The following is a 21,704-nucleotide window of genomic DNA, read 5'->3' on the forward strand; positions in this document are numbered from 1 at the left end:
GCGCGATTAGCGGCGTGTACCTACGATTTCGATCTCAACGCGACGGTTTTTAGCACGGCCTTCGCGAGTCTTGTTTGATGCAACAGGTTGTGTTTCACCACGGCCGGAAGCGATGATCTGGTCAGCAGGAACACCACGGGAGATCAGGTAGTTCTTGACTGAAGCAGCACGACGCTCAGACAGTTTCTGGTTGTATGTGTTGGTACCGATGGAATCGGTGTGACCAGTCGCGATCAGAGATTCCAGGTTCAGCTGGGTAGCTTGCTGGGCAACTTGATCCAGAATATTGCGGCCTTCTGGTTTCAGGGTTGCTTTGTCAAAGTCGAAGAATGTATCAGCGTTGAAGGTTACTTTATTGGCAACGACTTCAGCTTGAGCGACAGGAGCGCCACAACCTTGAGCTGCAGTTGCGGGTGTCCAGAAATTGTCGCGCCAGCAGTGTTCGTTCGTACCGTTCATCCACACCAGACCGTATGGATTAACCCAGTTATCGACGGTTTGCGCTGATGCTACACCTGACGTTGCGGCTGCAACAACGGCGAATGCCAATGCGAATTTAGAGGGTTTGTTCATGTTTCTCCTCGTTGAGCTTGATAGCTAAAAGTTGACTCGCAGCGAAACCCGCCGCAGATTGAAATTCAGGGTCAGTATAGCAACGCTTGGATATGGATTCAAAGGGTTGCACTAGTTTTCCCTTGTTCGTGTTTCAATCTTAAGCGATTTTTGGCGTCTTTGCAGAGGCTAAGCCCTACATTTTTAAGGGAACTTTCCAATAATGTCGTATAAGCACCAAATTTGTTGGATTTGAGCAACATGGCATGTTTCAAATTTGCTGCAAACGCCCGCAATTCAACGCTCGCTTCTGAAAGAAATGAAAAATTAAAGGGCAATACTTAAAGTAAAGTCTTAAATGTTAAAAGTGCCGATAAATGTTCACAAAGCGCGCTTGGCGCTGCTCTGTGCGAGCAGTAACAATGATAGAATGACAGATTCGCCCCGCGTGCGAGACTGAACCCACGCCTGCCGGATTTTTGCTGTTTGTGTCTATCAAAATAAGTTATGAGTACTATGGATTCTTTTGCCAGGGAGACCCTGCCCATTTCGCTAGAAGAGGAAATGCGTCGCAGCTATCTCGATTACGCCATGAGCGTAATTGTCGGCCGGGCGCTTCCCGATGTCAGGGACGGGCTCAAGCCGGTGCATCGCAGGGTGTTGTTTGCCATGCACGAACTGAACAACGATTGGAACCGCGCTTATAAGAAATCGGCTCGTATCGTCGGTGACGTCATCGGTAAATATCACCCGCACGGTGATCAGGCCGTTTATGACACCATTGTCCGTATGGCGCAGGACTTCTCCCTGCGTTATATGCTGGTCGACGGTCAGGGTAACTTCGGCTCGGTCGACGGCGACAGCGCCGCTGCCATGCGATACACCGAAATCCGCCTGGCCAAGATCGCCCACGAGCTGCTGGCCGATATCGATCAGGAAACGGTCGACTTCGGGCCTAACTACGACGGCAGCGAGCAGGAACCGCTGTTACTGCCTTCGCGCGTGCCCAATCTGCTGGTTAACGGCAGTTCCGGCATTGCGGTCGGTATGGCGACCAATATTCCGCCGCACAATCTGAGCGAAGTGGTCGACGGCTGCCTGTATTGCCTGCGCAATCCGGGTTGTACCCTCGATGAGCTCATCGAACTTATTCCCGCGCCCGATTTTCCAACGGGCGGCATTATCTATGGCATTACCGGCGTGCGCGAAGGGTATCGCACCGGCCGCGGACGGGTCGTCATGCGGGCCAAGACCCATTTCGAGGATATGGAAAAGGGCAATCGCCAATCCATCGTCGTCGACGAATTACCGTATCAGGTTAATAAGAAGACGTTGCAGGAACGCATCGCCGAGCTGGTCAACGAAAAGAAAATCGAGGGTATCTCGGACATTCGCGACGAGTCTGACAAAGACGGTATGCGTCTGGTGATCGAACTCAAGCGTGGCGAAGTTCCCGAAGTCATTCTGAATAACCTGTTCAAGCATACGCAATTGCAGGATACCTTCGGCATCAATATGGTCGCGCTGGTCGAAGGCCAGCCGCGCCTGCTCAATCTGAAGCAGATGGTTGAGTACTTCCTGAGTCATCGCCGGGAAGTGGTTACACGCCGTACGGTATTTCAGCTGCGCAAGGCGCGCGAGCGTGGTCATCTGCTTGAAGGGCTGGCAGTTGCACTGGCCAATATCGATGAGTTCATCGCCATCATCAAGGGCGCGCCGACGCCGCCTGTCGCAAGACAGGAACTGATGGCACGCAACTGGGACTCCTCGCTGGTGCGCGAACTGTTGCTGCGCGCCGATGAAGGTGGCGTGCTGGGCGGCAGCGCGGCATATCGGCCGGAAACGCTGGCTGATATTTTCGGTCTGCAGAACGACGGACTGTATCGTTTAAGCGACACTCAGGCCCAGGAAATTCTTAATATGCGCCTGCAGCGCCTTACCGGCCTGGAGCAGGACAAAATCGTCAATGAGTACCGTGAAATCATGGACAATATTGCCGATTTGCTCGATATCCTGGCCAAGCCCGAGCGCATTACCGCGATTATTTCCGATGAGCTGACCGCCATCAAGGCAGAGTTTTCGACCAATGCCAAGGACATGCGGCGTTCAGAAGTGATCATGAATGCCACCGAGCTGGATACCGAAGACCTGATTACGCCGGCCGACATGGTCGTGACCCTGTCCAACAGCGGCTATATCAAGAGCCAGCCGCTGTCCGAATACCGCTCGCAAAAACGCGGCGGCCGGGGCAAGCAGGCTACCGCCATGAAAGAAGACGACTGGATCGACCAGTTGTTTATCGCCAATACGCACGATTACCTGCTGTGTTTCTCCGATCGTGGCCGGGTGTACTGGCTCAAGGTCTGGGAAGTGCCACAAGGCACTCGCGGCTCCCGTGGTCGTCCGATCGTCAATATGTTCCCGCTGATCGATGGCGAGAAAATTACGGTAGTTCTGCCGGTTCGTGAATTCACCGACACCAGTTTCGTTTTCATGGCGACCTCTCGCGGTACCGTCAAGAAAACGCCGCTGTCCGATTTCTCCAATCCACGCAAAGCCGGCATTATTGCCGTCGCGCTCGATGACGGCGACTATCTGATCGGCGCCGATCTGACCGATGGCGAACACGATGTCATGCTGTTTTCCGATGCCGGCAAAGCCGTCAGATTCGACGAGAATGATGTCCGCCCAATGGGACGTACCGCGCGCGGCGTACGCGGGATGAATCTGGAAGGGGATCAGCAGGTGATTTCGCTGCTGGTGGCAGGCGATGAATCTCAAAGTGTGCTTACCGCGACCGAAAACGGCTTCGGCAAACGCACCTCCATTGTCGAATACACTCGTCATGGGCGTGGCACCAAGGGCATGATCGCCATCCAGACCAGCGCCCGTAACGGCAAGGTGGTGGGGGCAGTGCTTGTGAATCCGTCCGACGAAATCATGCTCATTACGACGGGCGGCGTGCTGGTACGTACGCGCGTTGCCGAAGTGCGGGAAATGGGACGCGCAACGCAAGGCGTGACGCTGATCAGTGTCGATGACGGCAGCACGCTGTGTGGTGTACGACGGGTCGTGGAAAGCGATGCCGATGTCGATGAAGGTGAAGAGGAAACGGCAGGCAATGCCGGTGAGTCTCAGCCACCCGTCGACAACGGCAACGATTCCTCTGGCGAAGCAGGACCTGCTTCGCCGGACACAGACAACGAGTCCTGATTTTTCCGGTCTTTGACCATTATTTCAAGGTAGAACATGGGTATGCAATATTGGAATTTTTCGGCCGGCCCGGCAGTGCTGCCCAAGTCTGTGCTGGAACAGGCGGCTGCGGAAATGCTCGACTGGCATGGCAGCGGCATGTCGGTCATGGAAATGAGCCATCGCGGTGCCGAGTTTACGCAGATCTGTGATGAGGCCGAAGCCGATCTGCGCACGCTGCTGGGGGTCTCGGACGATTACGCCGTGATGTTCATGCAGGGTGGCGCTTCGGCCGAAAATGCCATCGTGCCCATGAACCTGATTGCACGCAACCCCTCAAACAGCGCCGATTACGTCCTGACCGGCAGCTGGTCGGTCAAGTCTCACAAGGAAGCGCAGCGCTACGGTACGATCCGCATCGCTGCTGCATCCGACGGCGAAAAGCAGATTGACGGCGTGACCTATCAGCCCTGGAGCTGGGTGCCGCCGCTTGATTCCTGGCGGGTTCAGGCCGATGCCTCTTATTTACATTACTGCAGCAACGAAACAATCGGCGGTGTCGAGATTGCCGACATGCCCGACATGCAGGCGCTGGGTGCACCCGACGTCCCGCTGGTACTGGATGCCTCGTCGCACTTTCTGTCCCGTCCGCTCGATGTTTCGCGCACCGGTATGGTTTACGCCGGTGCACAGAAAAACGCCGGTCCGGCCGGCGTCACCATGGTCATCGTGCGCCGGGATATGCTGGGTCATGCCCTCGCATGCTGTCCGTCGGCCTTCGACTATGTGAATGTCGCCAAGGATCGGTCCCGCTACAATACACCGCCGAGCTATGGTATTTATATTTGCGGCCTGGTGTTCAAATGGCTGCTGCAACTGGGCGGCCTGGCCGAGATCGAGAGACAGAACCTGGCCAAATCACAGGCGCTGTATGCCCAGATCGACAGTAGCGACTTTTATGCCAACCCCATTCAGCCGGCCTTCCGTTCCCGCATGAATGTCCCGTTTACGCTCGCCAGCGATGCGCTGACGGCGCAGTTCCTCAAGGAAGCCACCCAGCATCGCCTGCTGGCGCTCAAGGGGCATAAATCCGTGGGCGGGGTACGGGCGTCCATCTACAACGCGATGCCCATGGAAGGCGTCACCACCCTGATTGACTTTATGAAAGAGTTCGAGCGCACGCATGGATAATTCACTACAGGACGCGCTCAAATCGCTGCGCGACAAGATCGATCACATTGACCGCAGTATTCTGGACTTGCTCAATCAGCGCGCGCAGACTGCCATCGAGGTGGGCAAGGTCAAGCATGAGCACCAGGCCGACAGTGCAGTGCTCAAGCCCGAGCGCGAAGCGCAGGTTATCCGGCATCTGCAGGAACTCAATCGTTACGGTACGTTCACTGAAACGGGTGTGCGTGCGGTCTGGGCCGAAATCATCTCGGTTTGTCGCGGATTGGAAAAAGGTCTTACCGTCGCTTATCTTGGGCCGGAAGGATCGTTCTCAGAGCAGGCCGCCACGGAGTTTTACGGCCATTCCGTGCATTCCCTGCCATGTCCGTCTTTTGACGAAGTCTTCCGTGCGGTTGAAGCCGGACAGGCCGATGTGGGCATGGTGCCGGTGGAAAATTCCACCGAAGGTGCCGTCAACCGAACGCTTGATCTGTTTCTTAATTCTACGGTCAAAGTGCACGGCGTGCGCTCCATTCCCATTCGTCACTGTCTCATGAGCCTGCATGGCACCATGGATGGGGTCAAATGCATCATGGCGCATCCCCAGGCGCTCGCGCAATGTCAGAAATGGCTATCGCAGCATTATCCGACCCTGGAGATCGTACCGGCTGCCAGTAATTCCGAAGCCGCCAAACATGCCGCGCAGGACGAAACGGTCGCGGCGATTGCCGGAGAAACCGCTGCGGTCTTCTGGAACCTGGGCCTGGTGGCCTCGGGCATTCAGGATGACGCCAATAACAAGACCCGTTTTCTGGCCATTGGCAATATCGAGACCGCCCCCAGTGGTCGCGACCAGACCAGCCTGATTTTTGCCGTGCCCAACCGGGTGGGGGCAGTGTATGAAATGATCAGCCCCTTCGCGCGCAACGGCGTTTCCATGACCCGTTTCGAATCACGGCCGGCCCGTACGGGGCAGTGGGAGTATTATTTTTACGTTGACGTCCTGGGGCATAGCTCTGACGAGAACGTTGCGCGGGCGCTGGAAGAGCTGAAACAGCAGTCCGCATTTTTCAAAATTCTGGGTTCCTACCCAATGCAATAGAAGGTGATTTGAATGTCTGGTGCCGCCAATACAGTCGGTATATGTAGTAATGTGAATGACATGATGCCTTATCAGGCGGGCAAGCCCATTGATGAGCTGGCGCGCGAGTACGGGCTGGACCCGGCCAGCATCGTCAAGCTGGCCTCCAACGAAAACCCGCTGGGCATGCCCGAGTCTGCCCGTCAGGCCATTGCCGGGTTTCTGGACAGTGTGTCCGGGCAGGCGCTGGGTCGCTATCCCGATCCCAATGCCTTTTCACTCAAGCAGGCGCTGGCCACGCATTATCAGGTGCCGGCCGAATGGTTGACTGTTGGCAACGGCTCCAACGATTTGCTCGAAATCATCTCACTTGCCATTCTGGACGAGCATGCGTCCTGCGTTTATGCGGAACACGCCTTTATTGTCTATCAGCTGTCTACGCAGGCGCGCGGTGCGCGGCATATCAAGGTGCCGGCCGTCGATTACGGGCATGATCTGCAAGCCATGTTCGATGCCATTGCCGACGATACGCGACTGGTATTCATTGCGAATCCGAACAATCCGACAGGTACCTTCCATTCGGGCAAGGCCATCGGCCAGTTTGTCCAGAAAGTTCATGCTGCGTACGGCACGCGCGTAACGGTTGTTCTGGACGAAGCCTACAACGAATATCTGGACCCTGAACTGCGCTTTGACAGTGCACAACTGGTGCGGGAGTATCCCAATCTGATCGTCGTGCGCACCTTTTCCAAGGCCTATGGCCTGGCGGGTGTGCGTATGGGTTTTGCGATTGCCCGCCCTGAAATGACCGACTACCTGAACCGCGTTCGCCAGCCGTTCAATGTCAATCTGCTGGCCCAGGTGGCTGCTATTGCGGCACTCAAGGACAAAGACTTTCTTGAGAAAACCTATGAGCTGAACCGGGATGGCAAGCAGTGGCTTTGCGAACAGTTTGAGCAGATGGGACTGGCGTACGTGCCCAGCTATGGTAATTTTGTTCTTTTGCACGTTGGCGATGCGGCGGCGGTCAATACCGGCTTGCTGCAACGAGGCGTGATCGTGCGTCCCGTCATCGGCGACGGTTTACCGGAACATATGCGCATTTCCATTGGTCTGCCGCAGGAAAACGCCCGGTTTATTACCGCGCTCAAAGAGGTGTTGGGCAAGTGAGTAGGTATCCCGCCGACACTGACGCGCAGGCGTTCAGGATTCCGGTTCTGGCCGTTGTCGGTGTCGGGCTGATCGGCGGTTCGCTGGCGCTCTCGCTCAAGCGCCATGGCGTGGCAGGCGAGGTGCTGGGCCTCAGTCATGATCCGGTCAGTCTTCAGAAGGCGCTCGAACTGGGTATTATCGACAGGGTGGCCGACTTCGAAGACATCGTGCAGGCTGATGTGGTTGTCGTGGCCACGCCCGTATCGGCGGTTGAGGCGGTATTCAAGGCGATCGTGCCTTTTTTGCAACCGCATGCGCTGCTGACTGATGTATGCAGTACCAAGCAACAGGTGATTGCGGTGGCTCGACGGGTACTGGGTAAACGTATCGGGCAGTTTGTTCCCGGTCATCCGATTGCCGGAGCAGAAACATCGGGACCGCAGGCCGCGCAGGCGTTTCTGTATGAGCAGAAACAGGTTATTCTGACGCCATTGCCGGAAAACCACCCTGAACAGACCGATTTGCTGACCCGCCTGTGGGAAGCCTGCGGCTCGACGGTGTGCATTCAGGATGCCGCCACGCATGACCGTATTTTTGCCTCGGTCAGCCATATGCCGCATTTTCTGTCCGCCCTCTATATGTACAGTCTGCTGGATGCGGATCAGGCCGATTTGAAATTGAAGTACGCCGGTAGCGGATTTCGGGATTTTACGCGGATCGCCGCCGGCGCGCCGATTATGTGGCGAGACATTTTTTCCAGCAATCGTGACTGCATGCTTGAGGAAATCACCCGTTTTCAGCGCTGTCTGGAACAGGCCCGGCAACTGCTGGAAAGTAACAACACCGAAGCGTTCGAGGCATGGCTGACCGCAGCCGCCCAGGCGCGACGAGATTGGGAGAATTCACCAACATGAGCCAAGAGACACATTATCTGCCCCCGGCTGCCCTGGCCAGCGGGCAAATGACGTTGCCGGGTTCAAAGAGCATTTCCAACCGGGTGCTGCTGCTTGCCGCGCTGTCTGAAGGCAGCACGCGCATTGAGGGTCTGCTGGACTCGGACGATACGCGCGTCATGCTGGCGGCCTTGCGTACCCTCGGGTTGCAGATTGATGATTGCGGGGACAACCAGGTCGTGGTGCACGGCAAAGGGCATTTTCCGCAAGCGCAGGCCGATCTGTTCCTGGGTAATGCAGGTACGGCGTTTCGCCCTCTGACCGCGGCGCTGGCCGTAGCAGGCGGGCAGTATCGACTGCATGGCGTGCCGCGCATGCATGAACGCCCGGTCGGCGATCTGGTCACCGCCTTGCAGGCTATTGGCGCACAGATCAGCTATGAAGGGCAGGTTGGTTATCCCCCTTTGCAGATATCGCCCGGGCCGTTGCATATTGACGGCCCGATCCCTATTCAGGGCACCGTTTCCAGCCAGTTTCTGACCGCTTTTCTGATGGCTGCCCCCATGCTGGCGGCGAAAACCGGGCGGGACGTAGTGCTGCAGGTCCAGGGTGAGCTGATTTCCCGGCCCTATATCGCCATTACATTGCAATTGATGGCCCGCTTCGGCGTCAAGGTCGTCCAAGAGGACTGGCAGCGCTTCACCATCGCCGCCGATAGCCGGTATACGGCACCCGAAACCATCCATATCGAAGGCGATGCCTCCAGTGCCTCCTATTTTCTGGCACTGGGCCTGCTGGGCCAGGGTCCGGTACAGATCAATGGTGTCGGCCGGGACAGTATCCAGGGCGATATCGCCTTTGCGCACTTTATCGAACGGCTGGGCGCAAAAGTCACCTTCCGGGATCAGGCTCTGGTGGTCGAGCGTGCAGGCAGTGTCACCGAGCAGCCTTTGCCGGCGTTCGATGAAGATTTCAACCTGATTCCGGATGCCGCCATGACCGCAGCCGTATTGGCGCTATATGCCGACGGCCCCTGCACGTTGCGCAATATCGCCAGCTGGCGCGTCAAGGAAACCGATCGCATTCATGCCATGCATACCGAGCTGAGCAAACTGGGTGCGACGGTCGCCTCGGGGCCCGACTGGATACGCATTACGCCGCCGGCCCCCGGCCAGTGGCAGACCGCCAGTATCGGCACATACGATGACCACCGCATGGCAATGTGTTTCTCACTGGCGGTATTCGGCCCGGTCGGCGTCACGATTCTGGATCCGGGTTGCGTCAGCAAGACCTTTCCGGATTATTTCCAGGTGTATGCATCGTTGCTGGAGACGCAAAAGGTGGCATCATGAACGCTCAATTGCCGCAGGGTACAGTGCCGGTAATCGCAATCGACGGGCCGACCGCCTCCGGCAAGGGGACGGTGGCGGCCCGCGTGGCCGACGTGCTGGGCTGGACGGTGCTCGATAGTGGTGCACTATACCGACTGAGCGCACTGTCAGCCCTTAAAAAAGGCGTGGCCGACACGGATGAAAACGCCCTGGCCGACATCGCCCGCCAGCTGGACATCCGGTTCCAGGACGGTAAAGTGTTGCTTGACAACGACGACGTGACCGAACAGTTGCGCCAGGAACACATTGGCGAGATGGCCTCCCGGATTGCGCCGCTGCCGCCCCTGCGCGATGCGCTGCTGGAGCGCCAGCGGGCGTTTCGGCAGGCTCCGGGGCTGGTTTGCGACGGGCGGGACATGGGCACGGTCGTCTTTCCCGATGCATCGCTCAAGATTTTCCTGGTTGCCGACGTCGACGCGCGTGCCCAAAGACGCTATAACCAGTTGATCGAAAAAGGTTTTTCTGCTAATCTTGGCGACTTGTTGAAAGACTTGAAGACACGCGATGATCGGGATCAGAACCGGTCCGTGGCTCCGCTTAAGCCGGCAGCCGACGCCATCATTGTAGATTCTTCCGGTCTGGATATCAGTCAGACGGTGGATCGCATCCTCACACATTGGCGCAATCTGGGCTGATGTCACCAGGCAGCGCCACCCAAAGTGCAGTTTTTGTTCCAAAAAACGGTTTTTATTCCAAAAAGCGGTTTTTATTCCAAAAAGCAGTAAGGTTCGACAGCCAGGGCAAACCGGCAGGTTCTGCGTTGCTGTCGTTCATCAGGGCTTTCGTTTCATTCGGACGAAAGAATTTTTCCACTCCGCCGCGGCAGCCTGTTTTGTTGCCAAAGCGTGTTTTTAAGGCCAGGAGACCGTGACGGTCCCGGGATTTTTCTAATGTCATCCATTTCTTTACAAGACGCCACTGGTGGCGAAAGCTTTGCCGATCTGTTCGCTCAAAGCGTAAAAAACCAGGATATGAAATCAGGTGAAGTGATTTCAGCCGAAGTGGTCCGTGTCGATCACAACTTTGTCGTTGTTAATGCGGGATTGAAGTCTGAATCTCTCATCCCCCTCGAAGAATTCCTGAATGATCAGGGCGAACTGGAAGTGACCGAAGGCGACTTCGTTTCCGTTGCCATTGATTCACTCGAAAACGGTTACGGCGACACCATCCTGTCCCGTGATCGTGCAAAACGCCTGTCTGCATGGCTGTCACTCGAAAAAGCACTCGAGTCCGGCGAAATGGTCACTGGCACCATCACTGGCAAAGTGAAGGGCGGCCTGACTGTCATGACTAACGGCATTCGCGCTTTCCTGCCTGGTTCACTGGTTGATCTGCGTCCTGTCAAGGATACAACTCCCTATGAAGGCAAAACGATGGAGTTCAAGGTTATCAAACTCGATCGTAAACGCAACAACGTCGTTCTCTCACGTCGCTCCGTCCTGGAAGTGAACATGGGCGAAGAGCGCCAGAAACTGCTGGAAAACCTGCAGGAAGGCGCTGTCGTAACCGGTGTGGTCAAAAATATCACCGATTACGGTGCATTCGTCGACCTGGGCGGTATCGATGGTCTGCTGCACATTACCGACATGGCATGGCGTCGCGTGCGTCACCCATCCGAAGTGCTGTCCGTTGGTCAGGAAGTCCAGGCCAAGGTTCTGAAGTTCGACCAGGAAAAAAGCCGTGTTTCCCTGGGTGTCAAACAGCTTGGCGAAGACCCATGGGTCGGTCTGGCTCGTCGTTACCCGCAAGGTACACGTCTGTTCGGTAAAGTCACCAACCTCACCGATTACGGTGCATTCGTTGAAGTCGAAACCGGTATCGAAGGTCTGGTACACGTTTCTGAAATGGACTGGACCAACAAGAACGTTGACCCACGTAAAGTGGTCAGCCTGGGCGAAGAAGTCGAAGTCATGGTTCTGGAAATTGACGAAGACCGTCGTCGTATTTCGCTGGGCATGAAACAGTGCCGTGCGAACCCATGGGAAGATTTTGCCACCAACTTCAAACGTGGTGACAAAGTTCATGGCGCGATCAAATCCATTACAGACTTTGGCGTATTCATCGGTCTGCCTGGCGGCATCGATGGCCTGGTTCACCTGTCTGATCTGTCCTGGACAGACTCTGGCGAAGAAGCTGTGCGTAACTTCAAGAAAGGCGACGAGATTGATGCCGTGGTTCTGGCCATCGATACCGACAAAGAGCGCATTTCTCTGGGTATCAAACAGCTCGAAGGCGATCCGTTCAACAACTACGTTGCAACAAACGACAAGGGCGCAGTTGTTCCTGGCGTGATCAAATCTGTTGAAGCCAAGGGTGCGGTTGTGACCCTGTCTCTGGATGTCGAAGGCTATCTGCGCGCATCTGAAATTTCAGCCGGCCGTGTCGAAGATGCCACGACTGTCCTGAAAGAAGGCGAGAACATTGAAGCCATGATCCTGAACGTTGATCGCAAGGCACGTTCAATCCAGCTGTCGATCAAGGCACGTGACAATGCTGAAACAGCAGGTGCACTGCAACGCATGAGCGATACCAGTGCATCTTCCGGTACGACTAACCTGGGTGCTTTGCTCAAGGCGAAGCTTGACCAAGCTAAAGACGATTAAGCTGTGACTAAATCAGAGTTGATTGAAGCACTAGCGGCAAGCTACCCCCAGCTTGCCGCCCGTGACACCGACTTCGCAGTCAAAACGATGCTCGATGCCATGACCGTGGCTTTATCAAAAGGTCAGCGCATTGAAATTCGCGGTTTTGGCAGCTTCTCGCTGTCAACGCGTGCTCCACGGGTTGGACGCAATCCCAAGTCTGGCGAACAGGTGATGGTACCCGGCAAACGGGTGCCTCACTTCAAGGCAGGCAAGGAACTGCGCGAGCGCGTTGATTCTGTTTTTACCTCTGCTGCCGATACGAAGCAGGATACATCCGAAGAGGGGCATTTTGACGCTCAGGCGATCAAGGTTGCCAATCTCTGATCTGTCCCGAGAAATCTTCGTTTCAGGTTGTCTTAAAACCCCGATTGCAAAATCGGGGTTTTTGCTTTTTGGGCCCCAATTCGCATTACAATGGCGGGTAAATCAATTTCAGGAGCAGGCTGATGCGTTATCTTGTCTGGGCATTGCGAATCGTACTCTTTCTATTGGTACTTTTATTTGCACTCAAAAATACCGATCCGGTTACGGTCCGCTTTTTTGGCGACTATGTTTTTGCTGGCGTACCACTCATCGTGGTGCTGCTGTTGGCGTTTTTTGTCGGCGCGCTTTTTGCATGGCTGGTCAGCATTCCCACCCGGGTGCGTAAAACCCGGGAGGTCAGTCGCCTGAAAGGGGAGGTGGATCGCCTTAACCGCGATGTGGCCGATACGCGCCAATCACTCAATGCACTCAAGGCAGAAGAATTGCGCCTGCGTAGTACAGTGCCGGCCAGCGGTAGCGCTTTGCAAACGCCTGTTCGGGAGACCGCTGTTGGACTTTGAAGCCTGGTGGCTGATTCTGATTCCCATTCTGTTCGGGCTGGGATGGATTGCAGCCAAAGTAGATGTAAGGCAGCTGGTTTCTGAAAGCAGGAACTTGCCCGACTCTTATTTCCGCGGACTCAATTTTCTGCTGAATGAAGATCACGACAAGGCGATAGATGCCTTTATCGAAGTGGCCAAGCTCGATTCTGAAACAACCGAGCTGCACTTTGCCCTGGGCAGTCTGTTTCGTCGGCGCGGAGAAATCGAACGCGCCATCCGGGTTCATCAAAGCCTGCTGTCGCGCTCAGATCTGCCTCGTGCAGACAGAGAGCATGCCTTGCATGAAATCGCCCAGGACTACTTCAAGGCAGGCATGTTTGATCGTGCCGAAAACGCTTTCAAGGAAGTGCAGAATACAAGTTATGGCGTGTCGGCGACCCGCGCGCTGATTCGTATCTACGAAGCCGAGCATGATTGGGAAAAGGCAATCGCGGTGGCCGCGCGCCTGCGCGAACTGACCGATGAGCCACTGCCTCAGCAGGTGCACTATCATTGCGAACGGGCCCAGTCGGCACTGACGGCCAAAGAGCCGGATTTTGCCCGTGTTGATGCCGAATTGAATGCCGCTGAACGTGAAGCGGCACAATCCACAGGACCGGCCGCGTCGCAGGCTTCCTACGCCCGTATCGCCATGTTGCGTGCGTACCTGGCCCGGCGCCTTGGCGATGGCAAGACAGAACGCCAATGGCTGCTCTCGGCACTGGAGCGCGCGCCCGAGTTTGCGGGCCTGGTGGCGCGGCAGATCATGGATAATTTCGAAGCGACGGGTGAAACCGAACAGGCCGTTAACCTGCTGCGGGATCACTACTTTGCACATCCTTCGCTGGATGTGTTTGAAGTGGTGTTCGCCGCTCTGCGTGAACAGGGTTTTGCGCCTGCCTGGCAGTTTGCCCAGGAGTCGCTGCGGCAGCATCCGTCGTTGCTGGGCTTTGACAAGGTGCTCAACAGCGAATTGACGCATGAGCAGGGTTCGGGCGAACAGGGCGAACTGCAACAGCGCATGCCTGATCTGGACCTTGGCCTGTTGCGGGCCATGATCGACAAACATACCCGCCGTTTAGACAAATACGCTTGCCGGGTCTGCGGATTCCAGGCGCAGACCTATTACTGGCAATGCCCCGGGTGTAACTCCTGGGAAAGTTATTCGCCACGCCGTCCCGAGGAATAGTCGTATGCCGAAGTTTCCAATTGAAAAAATCAGTCAGATCCGGGTGCTGGTGGTGGGCGATGTGATGCTTGACCGTTACTGGTTTGGTGAAGTCGACCGTATTTCACCCGAAGCGCCCGTGCCGGTGGTCAGGGTTGCCAAACGGGAAGACCGTCTTGGCGGCGGCGCCAACGTGGCAAGAAACATTGTCGCCCTGGGCGGGCAGGTGACCCTGCTGGGCATCGTCGGTGACGACGAAGCGGGCCAGCAGATTGCCAGACTGGCAGACGAAGGTGGCATTCGTGCCCAGCTGCTGCCCGATCCCCAGATGCATACCACATTGAAAATGCGCGTGCTTGGCCGTCAGCAGCAATTGATTCGGATTGATTTTGATTATCTGCCCGGCGAACAAACCCTGCAGAATCTGGAGCAGCATTACCAGCGGCTGCTGGACGAACACGACATCGTTGTGTTGTCTGATTATGCAAAAGGCGTGCTGACCCATTGCGCGCCGCTGATCGAGATGGCCCGTAAGCGCGACAAGCCGGTTCTGGTAGACCCCAAGGGCGACGAATACGATCGTTACACCGGCGCGAGCCTGATTTCGCCCAATCGCATTGAAATGCAGCAGGCGGTGGGCAAGTGGAAAACCGAAGACGAGCTGACCCGTTCAGCGCAGGCGCTGCGCCAGCGGCTGGAGCTGGAAGCGCTGCTGATCACGCGATCTGAACAGGGCATGACGCTGTATACCGAAGCGGGGCGGTTCCATGTCGATGCCGCTGCCCATGAGGTGTTTGACGTATCGGGTGCCGGCGACACCGTTCTGGCCACGATGGCCGTGACCCGCGCCGCCGGACTGGACTGGCAGCAGTCTGTCGAATGGGCGAACAAGGCTGGTGGTATAGTAGTAGGTAAACTGGGCACATCTATTGTAAGTGCAGAGGAATTGACATGATTATCGTAACCGGCGCCGCCGGCTTTATCGGCAGCAATCTCGTTCGTGGCCTGAACAACAGGGGCATCACGGATATCCTGGCGGTCGACGACCTGACCGATGGTGACAAATTCGTCAATCTGCGCTCGGGCGTCATTGCCGACTATATGGACAAAGACGAATTTCGTACCCGCATCAACAATGGTCAGTTTGGTCCTGTCACGGCCATCTTCCATCAGGGGGCATGTTCGGACACCACCGAGCGTAATGGCCGGTACATGATGGATAACAATTACCGGGTCACCCTGGAATTATTCAATTTCTGTCAGGCACGCAGCATTCCCTTCATCTACGCCTCGTCCGCCGCTGTGTATGGCGCCGGGCCAGACTATGTTGAAGCGCTGGAGAACGAAAAGCCGCTGAATGTTTACGGCTACTCAAAGTTTCTGTTTGACCAGGTCGTGCGCCAGCGTTTTGAGCATCGTACTGCGCAGGTCGTGGGGTTGCGCTATTTCAATGTGTATGGTCCCAACGAACAGCACAAGGGGCGCATGGCCTCGGTTGCTTTTCATAATATGAACCAGTTCCTTGCCGAAGGACATGTACGCTTGTTTGGCGGCTGGGACGGCTATGAAGACGGCGGACAGCGACGCGACTTTATTTCGGTGGACGACGTCGTGGCGGTCAACCTGTTTTTCCTGGATCATCCGGAACAATCGGGTATTTTCAATTGCGGTACCGGGCGTGCACAACCCTTTAATGATATTGCCTGCGCGGTCGTCAATACACTGCGCGAAGAAAGAAATGAAGCGCGCCTGTCGCTCGACGCTCTGGTGCGTGAAGGCCTGATCCGTTACATTCCGTTCCCGGATGATCTGAAAGGGCGCTATCAGAGCTTCACGCAGGCCGATACGACCCAATTGCGTGCCGCAGGTTTCGATGCCGATATGTACGACGTAGAGCGCGGCGTGTCGCAGTATGTCAGAACGCTCAGGAAGCGTATAGCCTAGGTTGCGTGGCGTTTGAGTTGCATGGCTTGAAGTGACGTGGCTTAGTGTGATGTGACGTGGAGTGGCGCGACGTTGAATGCCGTGGCTTGTCTTGGTTTGGGCCTTGACGGTTTGATGCGGCCATGTTTACGCGTGGATAAACCTGTCGCAGCAGCCAGGCAGCAGGACGTGGCTTTCAGGCATACTGACGGTTTTCGCTATCGCTTGGTGTCAACGTCATGATTGTCTCCTTTCGTCATTTACGGATATTGCTTGCCTGGGGCGTGCTGTCATTGTGTGCGATGCAGGGCGGATTCGCCGTTGCGCTGGATCTGAACCAGGCGAGTCGCTCGCAGCTGCTTGCCGTCAAGGGTATTGGCGTCAAAACGGCAGATCGCATTCTGTCGGCCAGAAGTCAGGGAGCCTTTGTCTCCATGGAGGACTTTGCAGCACGGGTACCGGGCTTCGGTCCCAGAAAACGGCAAGCCTTGCGTGAGCAGAATGTCACGGTGAGCACGCCGCCCATTCAGTCGGCAACAGGCAATCGGCCGGCCGCGCCATCTGGTGTGGCATTTGAATCACCGTCTGACGTAACAGCTGACAGAACGAAATCCCTGCGAAACCCAGCCGCGGGCGTAGCCCTGCCGGCCCTGCCCATGTTGATCCGGCCTCGCCCGCGGCAGCCGGCCCGGGAGCACGACAAGGGGACCCACGCAGACCGCCGTGTCCAAGCCGTGGCGAACACACGGAATGGAACCGACAGCGCCGGAATTCGCGACAAAATCCACTAGCGGGGCAGGGTATAAATCCGGGCGACCAGCCAGGAGTGCTATGATGATCGGCACCAGGCACCGATGAAGTCGTTTTTGTGAAAGGCAGCTGCGCCGGTGCTACTGACCGTTATTTTCCGGATCGCCACATCGGTTGTCCGGCGTATTCCCATACTTTCAGAGCCATCATGACAAAAACCTATCCCACCATCGAAGATACGATCGGCAACACCCCCCTGGTACGCCTGCAACGCATTCCGGAACATCTTGGCAAGGCAAAAGGCAATGTGATTCTGGCCAAGCTTGAAGGCAATAACCCGGCCGGTTCAGTCAAGGATCGTCCGGCCGCTTCCATGATCAAACACGCAGAAGCACGTGGTGAAATCAAGCCCGGCGACACGCTGATCGAGGCGACCAGCGGCAATACCGGCATCGCCCTGGCCATGGCGGCAGCTATTCGCGGCTACAAAATGATTCTGATCATGCCTGATAATCTTTCTGTAGAGCGCCGCGCTTCCATGAACGCCTATGGCGCGCAGCTGATTCTGACGCCGGCCGATAAGGGTGGCATGGAGTATGCGCGGGATCTGGCCATTACCATGCAGGCAGAGGGCAAGGGCAAAGTACTGGATCAGTTCGCCAACCCGGACAATCCACGCGCCCATATCGAAGGCACGGGTCCGGAAATCTGGAATCAGACGGACGGGCAGGTGAGCCACTTTGTCAGCGCCATGGGCACGACCGGCACTATTATGGGTGTGGGTTCCTATTTGAAATCGCGCAACGCAGATATTCAGATCATCGGCGCTCAGCCGGCACCGGGTGCCTCTATTCCCGGCATCCGCAAGTGGTCGGAAGCATATCAGCCTGCCATTTATAATGCCGCAGGCGTGGACCAGTTTGAACTGATATCCCAGCAGGAAGCCGAAGATATGGCACGGCATCTGGCGGCCAGCGAGGGCATCTTCGGCGGGATTTCGTCGGCGGGTGCGCTGGTGGCAGCGCTGCGGACAGCAGAACGGGTGAGCAACGCGACCATTGTGTTCATTGTCTGTGACCGCGGCGACCGATATCTGTCGCAAGGCGTCTTCAATCCTGTCTGATTTTACAGGCAGATAGCTGGTTTATTGATTTAGATCAAGAGTGTATTCTCCGATCAATATTATGATCGGGGAGTATGAAGCCGACATCCATCTTCTCGATCCCGCAAGGCCTGAGCACGCATGAACGCATGCGGCGCCGGCATATGCTCGCACGTCTGGGGCTGGCCTGGCTGGTCATGATGCAGGTCATGATGTTTGCCTTCCCCGGGTATTTGCGCGACGGTTACGCTGATGCCGAAACCGTCGATACACTGGATACCGCGATTGTGGTCATGAACTGGTGCAGCCTCGTGCTTACCGTTCCGGTTCTGCTTTACTGCGCGTGGCCCATCTGGCGCGGCTTTCTGTCCAGCAATCAATCCGATAATCATCAACGTTCCATGAACTGGCCCATCGGGCTGGGGATCGTGGTCGCTTTCATTCCCAGCGCCATCGCGACGGTCCGGCAGTCCGGCGAAGTCTATTTCGAGTCCATCGCCATGTTCGTTGCCTTTGTGCTGACGGCGCGCTATCTGGCGCTGGCGGCCAGACAATCCGCGGGCGTCGCGGTCGACGCGCTGTTCGAGCGGGAATCGGCGCTTCTGTCAGAAACGGCTGATCGCGTGGGCCTGTATTTCGTGATCGCGCAAATCATTCTCTCCATTTTGTCGGCCCTGGTCTGGTACTGGTATATCGACGCTGCGCATGCGATTCCTGTCCTGGTAGCGCTATTTGTCATGAGTTGCCCCTGTGCCATGGCAATGGCCGTGCCTTCTGCGCAGGCGGCTGCGCGCGGCATCATTCTGGCCAACCCCGGACTGTCGCCGTCTGCATTGGCCACCCTGCGCAGGCAAACAGTCAGCGTCGCGCGTCGCTGCCTGTATGGCTCGCTTTTCTGGCATCTGCTCATGATCCCATTTGCCATGATCGGCTGGGTACAGCCCTGGCTGGCCGCAATCACCATGTTTGTCTCGTCGCTGGCGGTCGCCGTCTGCGCTTGGCGCTTCTACCGAAATTATCCATTGGCGCAGCTCCTGTCCCGGGACGAGGCCATCCCTTCCGGTCTGGCTTAGGCGTTGACCATGGATGTTTTTTTTCTCCTGATTTTTCTGGCCTTTGTCTTTGTCCTGTTGATCGGCGGCGTACTGTACTGGGCCATTATGGCCGGCCAGTTTGACAACACCGAAGAAAACGCCAATGCGATTTTGCATGATGAAGACAGCCTGACGGTGCAAGCGGGTAGTGAGCAGAAAACGGCAAATAGAAGAAGTTAAAACCCGGTGGTTTCGACGCACAGGCCGTGAGGATAAAACCGGTGTCTATGCTATCGAGGTTGTCTTGATGCGTTGCGCAAATTGTTGTTTTCCGATTCCTGAAAAAGGTGAAATTTTGCGATTTTTCGGGAGTTTATGCGATGTCTCCAAGGGTCTTGATATTTGTCAAATCGCCTGGCAGAGATCGCTTTAAGATGGCAGAACAGGTTTTTTTTAGAGGAATAGCTATGCGTACCCAGAATGCGCTTCCCGCAGACGCGGAGGTGTTCAATTATAAAGTCGTACGACAGTTCACCATCATGACCGTCATATGGGGAATTGTCGGTATGTTCGTGGGCGTTTTCATCGCTGCACAACTTGTCTGGCCGGAACTCAATCTTGTTGACTGGCTCAGCTACGGGCGCCTGCGCCCCCTGCATACCAATGCAGTCATTTTTGCCTTCGGGGGCAGTGCGTTGTTTGCAACGTCCTATTATGTCGTCCAGCGTACCTGTCAGACGCGGCTCTTTTGCGGGCCGCTGGCATCGTTCACGTTCTGGGGATGGCAGCTGGTCATTGTCTCGGCCGCGATTACACTGCCTGCCGGCTTTACGTCCAGCAAGGAATACGCCGAACTTGAATGGCCTATTGATATCCTGATCACACTGGTCTGGGTTGCCTATGCGATCGTCTTTTTCGGCACAGTTGCCAAACGCAAGATGAAGCATATCTACGTGGCCAACTGGTTCTATGGCTCATTCATTCTGACCATTGCGATTCTGCACATTTTCAATAATATCGAATTGCCTTACAGCTGGTTCAATTCCTATTCGGCCTATGCCGGTGCGCAAGACGCGATGGTGCAATGGTGGTACGGTCACAATGCCGTGGGCTTTTTTCTGACCACCAGCTTTTTGGGCATGATGTACTATTTCGTTCCCAAGCAGGCCAATCGTCCGATCTACTCCTATCGCCTGTCCATTGTGCACTTCTGGGCGCTGGCCTTCACCTATATGTGGGCAGGTCCTCATCACTTGCTGTACACCTCATTGCCTGACTGGACCCAAAGCCTGGGCATGGCGTTCTCTCTGATTCTGCTGGCGCCATCCTGGGGTGGCATGATCAACGGCATCATGACCATGTCCGGCGCCTGGCATAAACTGCGCACCGACCCGATCCTGAAATTCCTGGTTGTGGCGCTGTCGTTCTACGGCATGTCCACCTTCGAAGGTTCCATGATGTCGATCCGCACGGTGAACGCACTGTCCCACTACACCGAATGGACAGTGGCGCACGTTCACTCCGGCGCACTGGGCTGGGTGTCCATGATTACATTCGGCAGCCTTTACTACATGATTCCCCGCCTGTACGGCCGTGAAACCATGTTCAGCAAATCTCTGGTTGAAGCGCACTTCTGGATGGCCACCATCGGCGTAGTGCTGTACATCGCTTCAATGTGGATTGCCGGTGTCATGGAGGGTCTGATGTGGCGTTCTACCGAAGTTGACGGCACGCTCACCTATGCATTCGTGCAGGCGCTTGCCTCCAAATATGTGCTGTATATCATCCGGATCCTGGGTGGTATCTGCTTCCTGAGCGGGGTTCTGGTCATGTTCTATAACACGATCATGACGATCAAGGGGCGCCAAGGTGTGAATCCGCCGGTTCCCGACTTCAACGGACATGATGCCCGTGTTCCCGCTCAACCCGCTACTGCTGTTTAAGAGAATGATCATGGCGAATTCAAAAAAGCGTTTCTTTACACATGAAACACTGGAAAAAAACGTCGGACTGCTGATTATCTTTTCGATTCTGGTCGTTTCATTTGCCGGCCTGGTGCAGATCGTGCCGCTGTTTTTCCAGCATTACACAACCAAAGTGGCCCCCGGGGTTCAGCCGTTGCAGGCGTTGCAGCTGATCGGCCGCGACGTCTACATCAAGGAAGGCTGTGTGGGCTGTCACTCACAGCAGATTCGGACGCTGCAGTCCGAAGTGTCCCGTTACGGTCCATACTCTGTCGCCGGCGAGTTTGTTTATGATCACCCGTTTCTGTGGGGCTCAAAGCGGACCGGCCCGGATCTGGCCCGCGTGGGCGGACGCTACTCAGATGAATGGCACCGCGTCCACCTGCGCAATCCGCGCGATCTGGTGAAGGAATCCAATATGCCTGGTTATTACTGGTTGCAGCATAAAGATGTCTCCGAGGAAAACATCCAGGCGCGCATGAAGACGCTGCGTACGCTGGGCGTACCTTATACCGACCAACAGATCGAGGATGCGCCTGCCGCCCTGAAGGGTAAAACCGAAGAAGACGCCGTTGTTGCCTATCTGCAAAGTCTGGGTGTGGGCTATATGTCTGCATTTCGCGAGCAGCAGAGCAGCACGGGATCCAACTAGGTGACGTACGGGGACAGGTGAAATTATGGACATCCTTGTAGGGATCATGACCGTTGTATCTATCGTGACGTTTTTTGGCATTGTTGCCTGGGCCTGGTCCCGGCAACGAGTCAAAGACAACGAAGAGGCTGCACGGCTTCCGTTTGCCGTCCCCGACGAAGAAACGACAACTCGTGGTAAAGGGTAAATA

General features: G+C 56.0%; 22 protein-coding genes. 20 read left to right on the forward strand and 2 right to left on the reverse strand.

Going from position 1 to position 21,704, the window contains the following annotated elements; genetic code table 11:
* Positions 1-6 precede the first annotated feature (6 nt).
* Complete coding sequence (gene ompA, locus W822_RS36540) at positions 7-573, reverse strand: outer membrane protein OmpA (protein ID WP_024005630.1); 567 nt, start codon at positions 571-573, stop codon at positions 7-9.
* Between the two features lie 495 nt (positions 574-1,068).
* Between ompA and gyrA the strand changes: the two genes are divergently transcribed.
* The 7 genes from gyrA to cmk are packed head-to-tail and all read left to right on the forward strand — an operon-like array spanning position 1,069 to position 10,066.
* A complete protein-coding gene (gene gyrA / locus W822_RS36545) occupies positions 1,069-3,765 on the forward strand; it encodes a DNA gyrase subunit A (RefSeq protein WP_024005631.1) in 2,697 nt (898 codons plus the stop codon).
* 36 nt (positions 3,766-3,801) lie between these two features.
* Positions 3,802-4,935 (forward strand): 3-phosphoserine/phosphohydroxythreonine transaminase, encoded by a 1,134-nt coding sequence (serC, locus tag W822_RS36550; protein WP_031242904.1) that lies wholly within the window; start codon positions 3,802-3,804, stop codon positions 4,933-4,935.
* On the forward strand, positions 4,928-6,016 hold the full coding sequence (gene pheA, locus W822_RS36555; RefSeq protein ID WP_024005633.1) for a prephenate dehydratase: 1,089 nt from the start codon (positions 4,928-4,930) through the stop codon (positions 6,014-6,016). The genes serC and pheA overlap by 8 nt, the downstream gene beginning before the upstream one ends.
* 12 nt (positions 6,017-6,028) lie before the next feature.
* Positions 6,029-7,165: a histidinol-phosphate transaminase gene (hisC, locus tag W822_RS36560; RefSeq protein WP_024005634.1), complete on the forward strand. Its 1,137-nt coding sequence runs from the start codon at positions 6,029-6,031 to the stop codon at positions 7,163-7,165.
* Positions 7,162-8,061 carry a prephenate dehydrogenase gene (locus W822_RS36565; RefSeq protein WP_024005635.1) on the forward strand — a complete coding sequence of 300 codons (900 nt, stop codon included), beginning with the start codon at positions 7,162-7,164 and terminating at the stop codon, positions 8,059-8,061. Before hisC ends, W822_RS36565 begins: the two co-directional genes overlap by 4 nt.
* The gene (gene aroA, locus W822_RS36570) at positions 8,058-9,392 is read left to right on the forward strand and encodes a 3-phosphoshikimate 1-carboxyvinyltransferase (protein ID WP_024005636.1); all 1,335 of its coding nucleotides are present in this window, start codon (positions 8,058-8,060) and stop codon (positions 9,390-9,392) included. The genes W822_RS36565 and aroA overlap by 4 nt, the downstream gene beginning before the upstream one ends.
* Entirely contained in the window at positions 9,389-10,066 is a 678-nt protein-coding gene (gene cmk, locus W822_RS36575) for a (d)CMP kinase (RefSeq protein WP_024005637.1), read from the forward strand. Before aroA ends, cmk begins: the two co-directional genes overlap by 4 nt.
* Before the next feature lie 52 nt (positions 10,067-10,118).
* Here cmk and W822_RS36580 read toward each other — a convergent pair whose 3' ends face one another.
* Positions 10,119-10,328: a hypothetical protein gene (locus W822_RS36580; protein ID WP_024005638.1), complete on the reverse strand. Its 210-nt coding sequence runs from the start codon at positions 10,326-10,328 to the stop codon at positions 10,119-10,121.
* Between W822_RS36580 and rpsA the strand changes: the two genes are divergently transcribed.
* The 13 genes from rpsA (at position 10,322) to W822_RS36640 (ending at position 21,701) form a co-directional block, all read left to right on the forward strand.
* The gene (gene rpsA, locus W822_RS36585; RefSeq protein ID WP_024005639.1) at positions 10,322-12,034 is read left to right on the forward strand and encodes a 30S ribosomal protein S1; all 1,713 of its coding nucleotides are present in this window, start codon (positions 10,322-10,324) and stop codon (positions 12,032-12,034) included. The two genes, W822_RS36580 and rpsA, sit on opposite strands and share 7 nt — an antisense overlap.
* Positions 12,035-12,037: 3 nt before the next feature.
* Entirely contained in the window at positions 12,038-12,400 is a 363-nt protein-coding gene (locus W822_RS36590; RefSeq protein ID WP_024005640.1) for an integration host factor subunit beta, read from the forward strand.
* Between the two features lie 122 nt (positions 12,401-12,522).
* Positions 12,523-12,900 carry a LapA family protein gene (locus tag W822_RS36595; protein WP_024005641.1) on the forward strand — a complete coding sequence of 126 codons (378 nt, stop codon included), beginning with the start codon at positions 12,523-12,525 and terminating at the stop codon, positions 12,898-12,900.
* Positions 12,890-14,110 carry a lipopolysaccharide assembly protein LapB gene (gene lapB / locus W822_RS36600; protein WP_024005642.1) on the forward strand — a complete coding sequence of 407 codons (1,221 nt, stop codon included), beginning with the start codon at positions 12,890-12,892 and terminating at the stop codon, positions 14,108-14,110. Before W822_RS36595 ends, lapB begins: the two co-directional genes overlap by 11 nt.
* 4 nt (positions 14,111-14,114) lie before the next feature.
* Positions 14,115-15,044 carry a D-glycero-beta-D-manno-heptose-7-phosphate kinase gene (gene rfaE1, locus W822_RS36605; protein ID WP_024005643.1) on the forward strand — a complete coding sequence of 310 codons (930 nt, stop codon included), beginning with the start codon at positions 14,115-14,117 and terminating at the stop codon, positions 15,042-15,044.
* The gene (rfaD, locus tag W822_RS36610) at positions 15,041-16,033 is read left to right on the forward strand and encodes an ADP-glyceromanno-heptose 6-epimerase (RefSeq protein ID WP_024005644.1); all 993 of its coding nucleotides are present in this window, start codon (positions 15,041-15,043) and stop codon (positions 16,031-16,033) included. Before rfaE1 ends, rfaD begins: the two co-directional genes overlap by 4 nt.
* A gap of 218 nt (positions 16,034-16,251) precedes the next feature.
* Complete coding sequence (locus W822_RS45880) at positions 16,252-16,803, forward strand: ComEA family DNA-binding protein (RefSeq protein ID WP_024005645.1); 552 nt, start codon at positions 16,252-16,254, stop codon at positions 16,801-16,803.
* A gap of 164 nt (positions 16,804-16,967) precedes the next feature.
* Positions 16,968-17,885: a cysteine synthase CysM gene (gene cysM, locus W822_RS36615; protein ID WP_031242908.1), complete on the forward strand. Its 918-nt coding sequence runs from the start codon at positions 16,968-16,970 to the stop codon at positions 17,883-17,885.
* Positions 17,886-17,959: 74 nt separating this feature from the next.
* The gene (locus W822_RS36620) at positions 17,960-18,937 is read left to right on the forward strand and encodes a P-type ATPase actuator domain-containing protein (RefSeq protein ID WP_024005647.1); all 978 of its coding nucleotides are present in this window, start codon (positions 17,960-17,962) and stop codon (positions 18,935-18,937) included.
* 9 nt (positions 18,938-18,946) lie between these two features.
* Entirely contained in the window at positions 18,947-19,138 is a 192-nt protein-coding gene (gene ccoS / locus W822_RS36625; protein ID WP_024005648.1) for a cbb3-type cytochrome oxidase assembly protein CcoS, read from the forward strand.
* Positions 19,139-19,365: 227 nt separating this feature from the next.
* Entirely contained in the window at positions 19,366-20,841 is a 1,476-nt protein-coding gene (gene ccoN, locus W822_RS36630; RefSeq protein ID WP_024005649.1) for a cytochrome-c oxidase, cbb3-type subunit I, read from the forward strand.
* A 10-nt stretch (positions 20,842-20,851) separates the two neighbouring features.
* The gene (gene ccoO / locus W822_RS36635) at positions 20,852-21,514 is read left to right on the forward strand and encodes a cytochrome-c oxidase, cbb3-type subunit II (protein ID WP_024005650.1); all 663 of its coding nucleotides are present in this window, start codon (positions 20,852-20,854) and stop codon (positions 21,512-21,514) included.
* Positions 21,515-21,539: 25 nt separating this feature from the next.
* Positions 21,540-21,701, forward strand: coding sequence for a cbb3-type cytochrome oxidase subunit 3 (locus W822_RS36640; protein ID WP_024005651.1), 162 nt, complete (start codon positions 21,540-21,542; stop codon positions 21,699-21,701).
* The last annotated feature ends 3 nt before the right edge of the window (positions 21,702-21,704 follow it).

The sequence above is a fragment of the Advenella kashmirensis W13003 genome (assembly GCF_000506985.1).
In the GTDB taxonomy this organism is placed as follows: domain Bacteria; phylum Pseudomonadota; class Gammaproteobacteria; order Burkholderiales; family Burkholderiaceae_B; genus Advenella; species Advenella kashmirensis_A.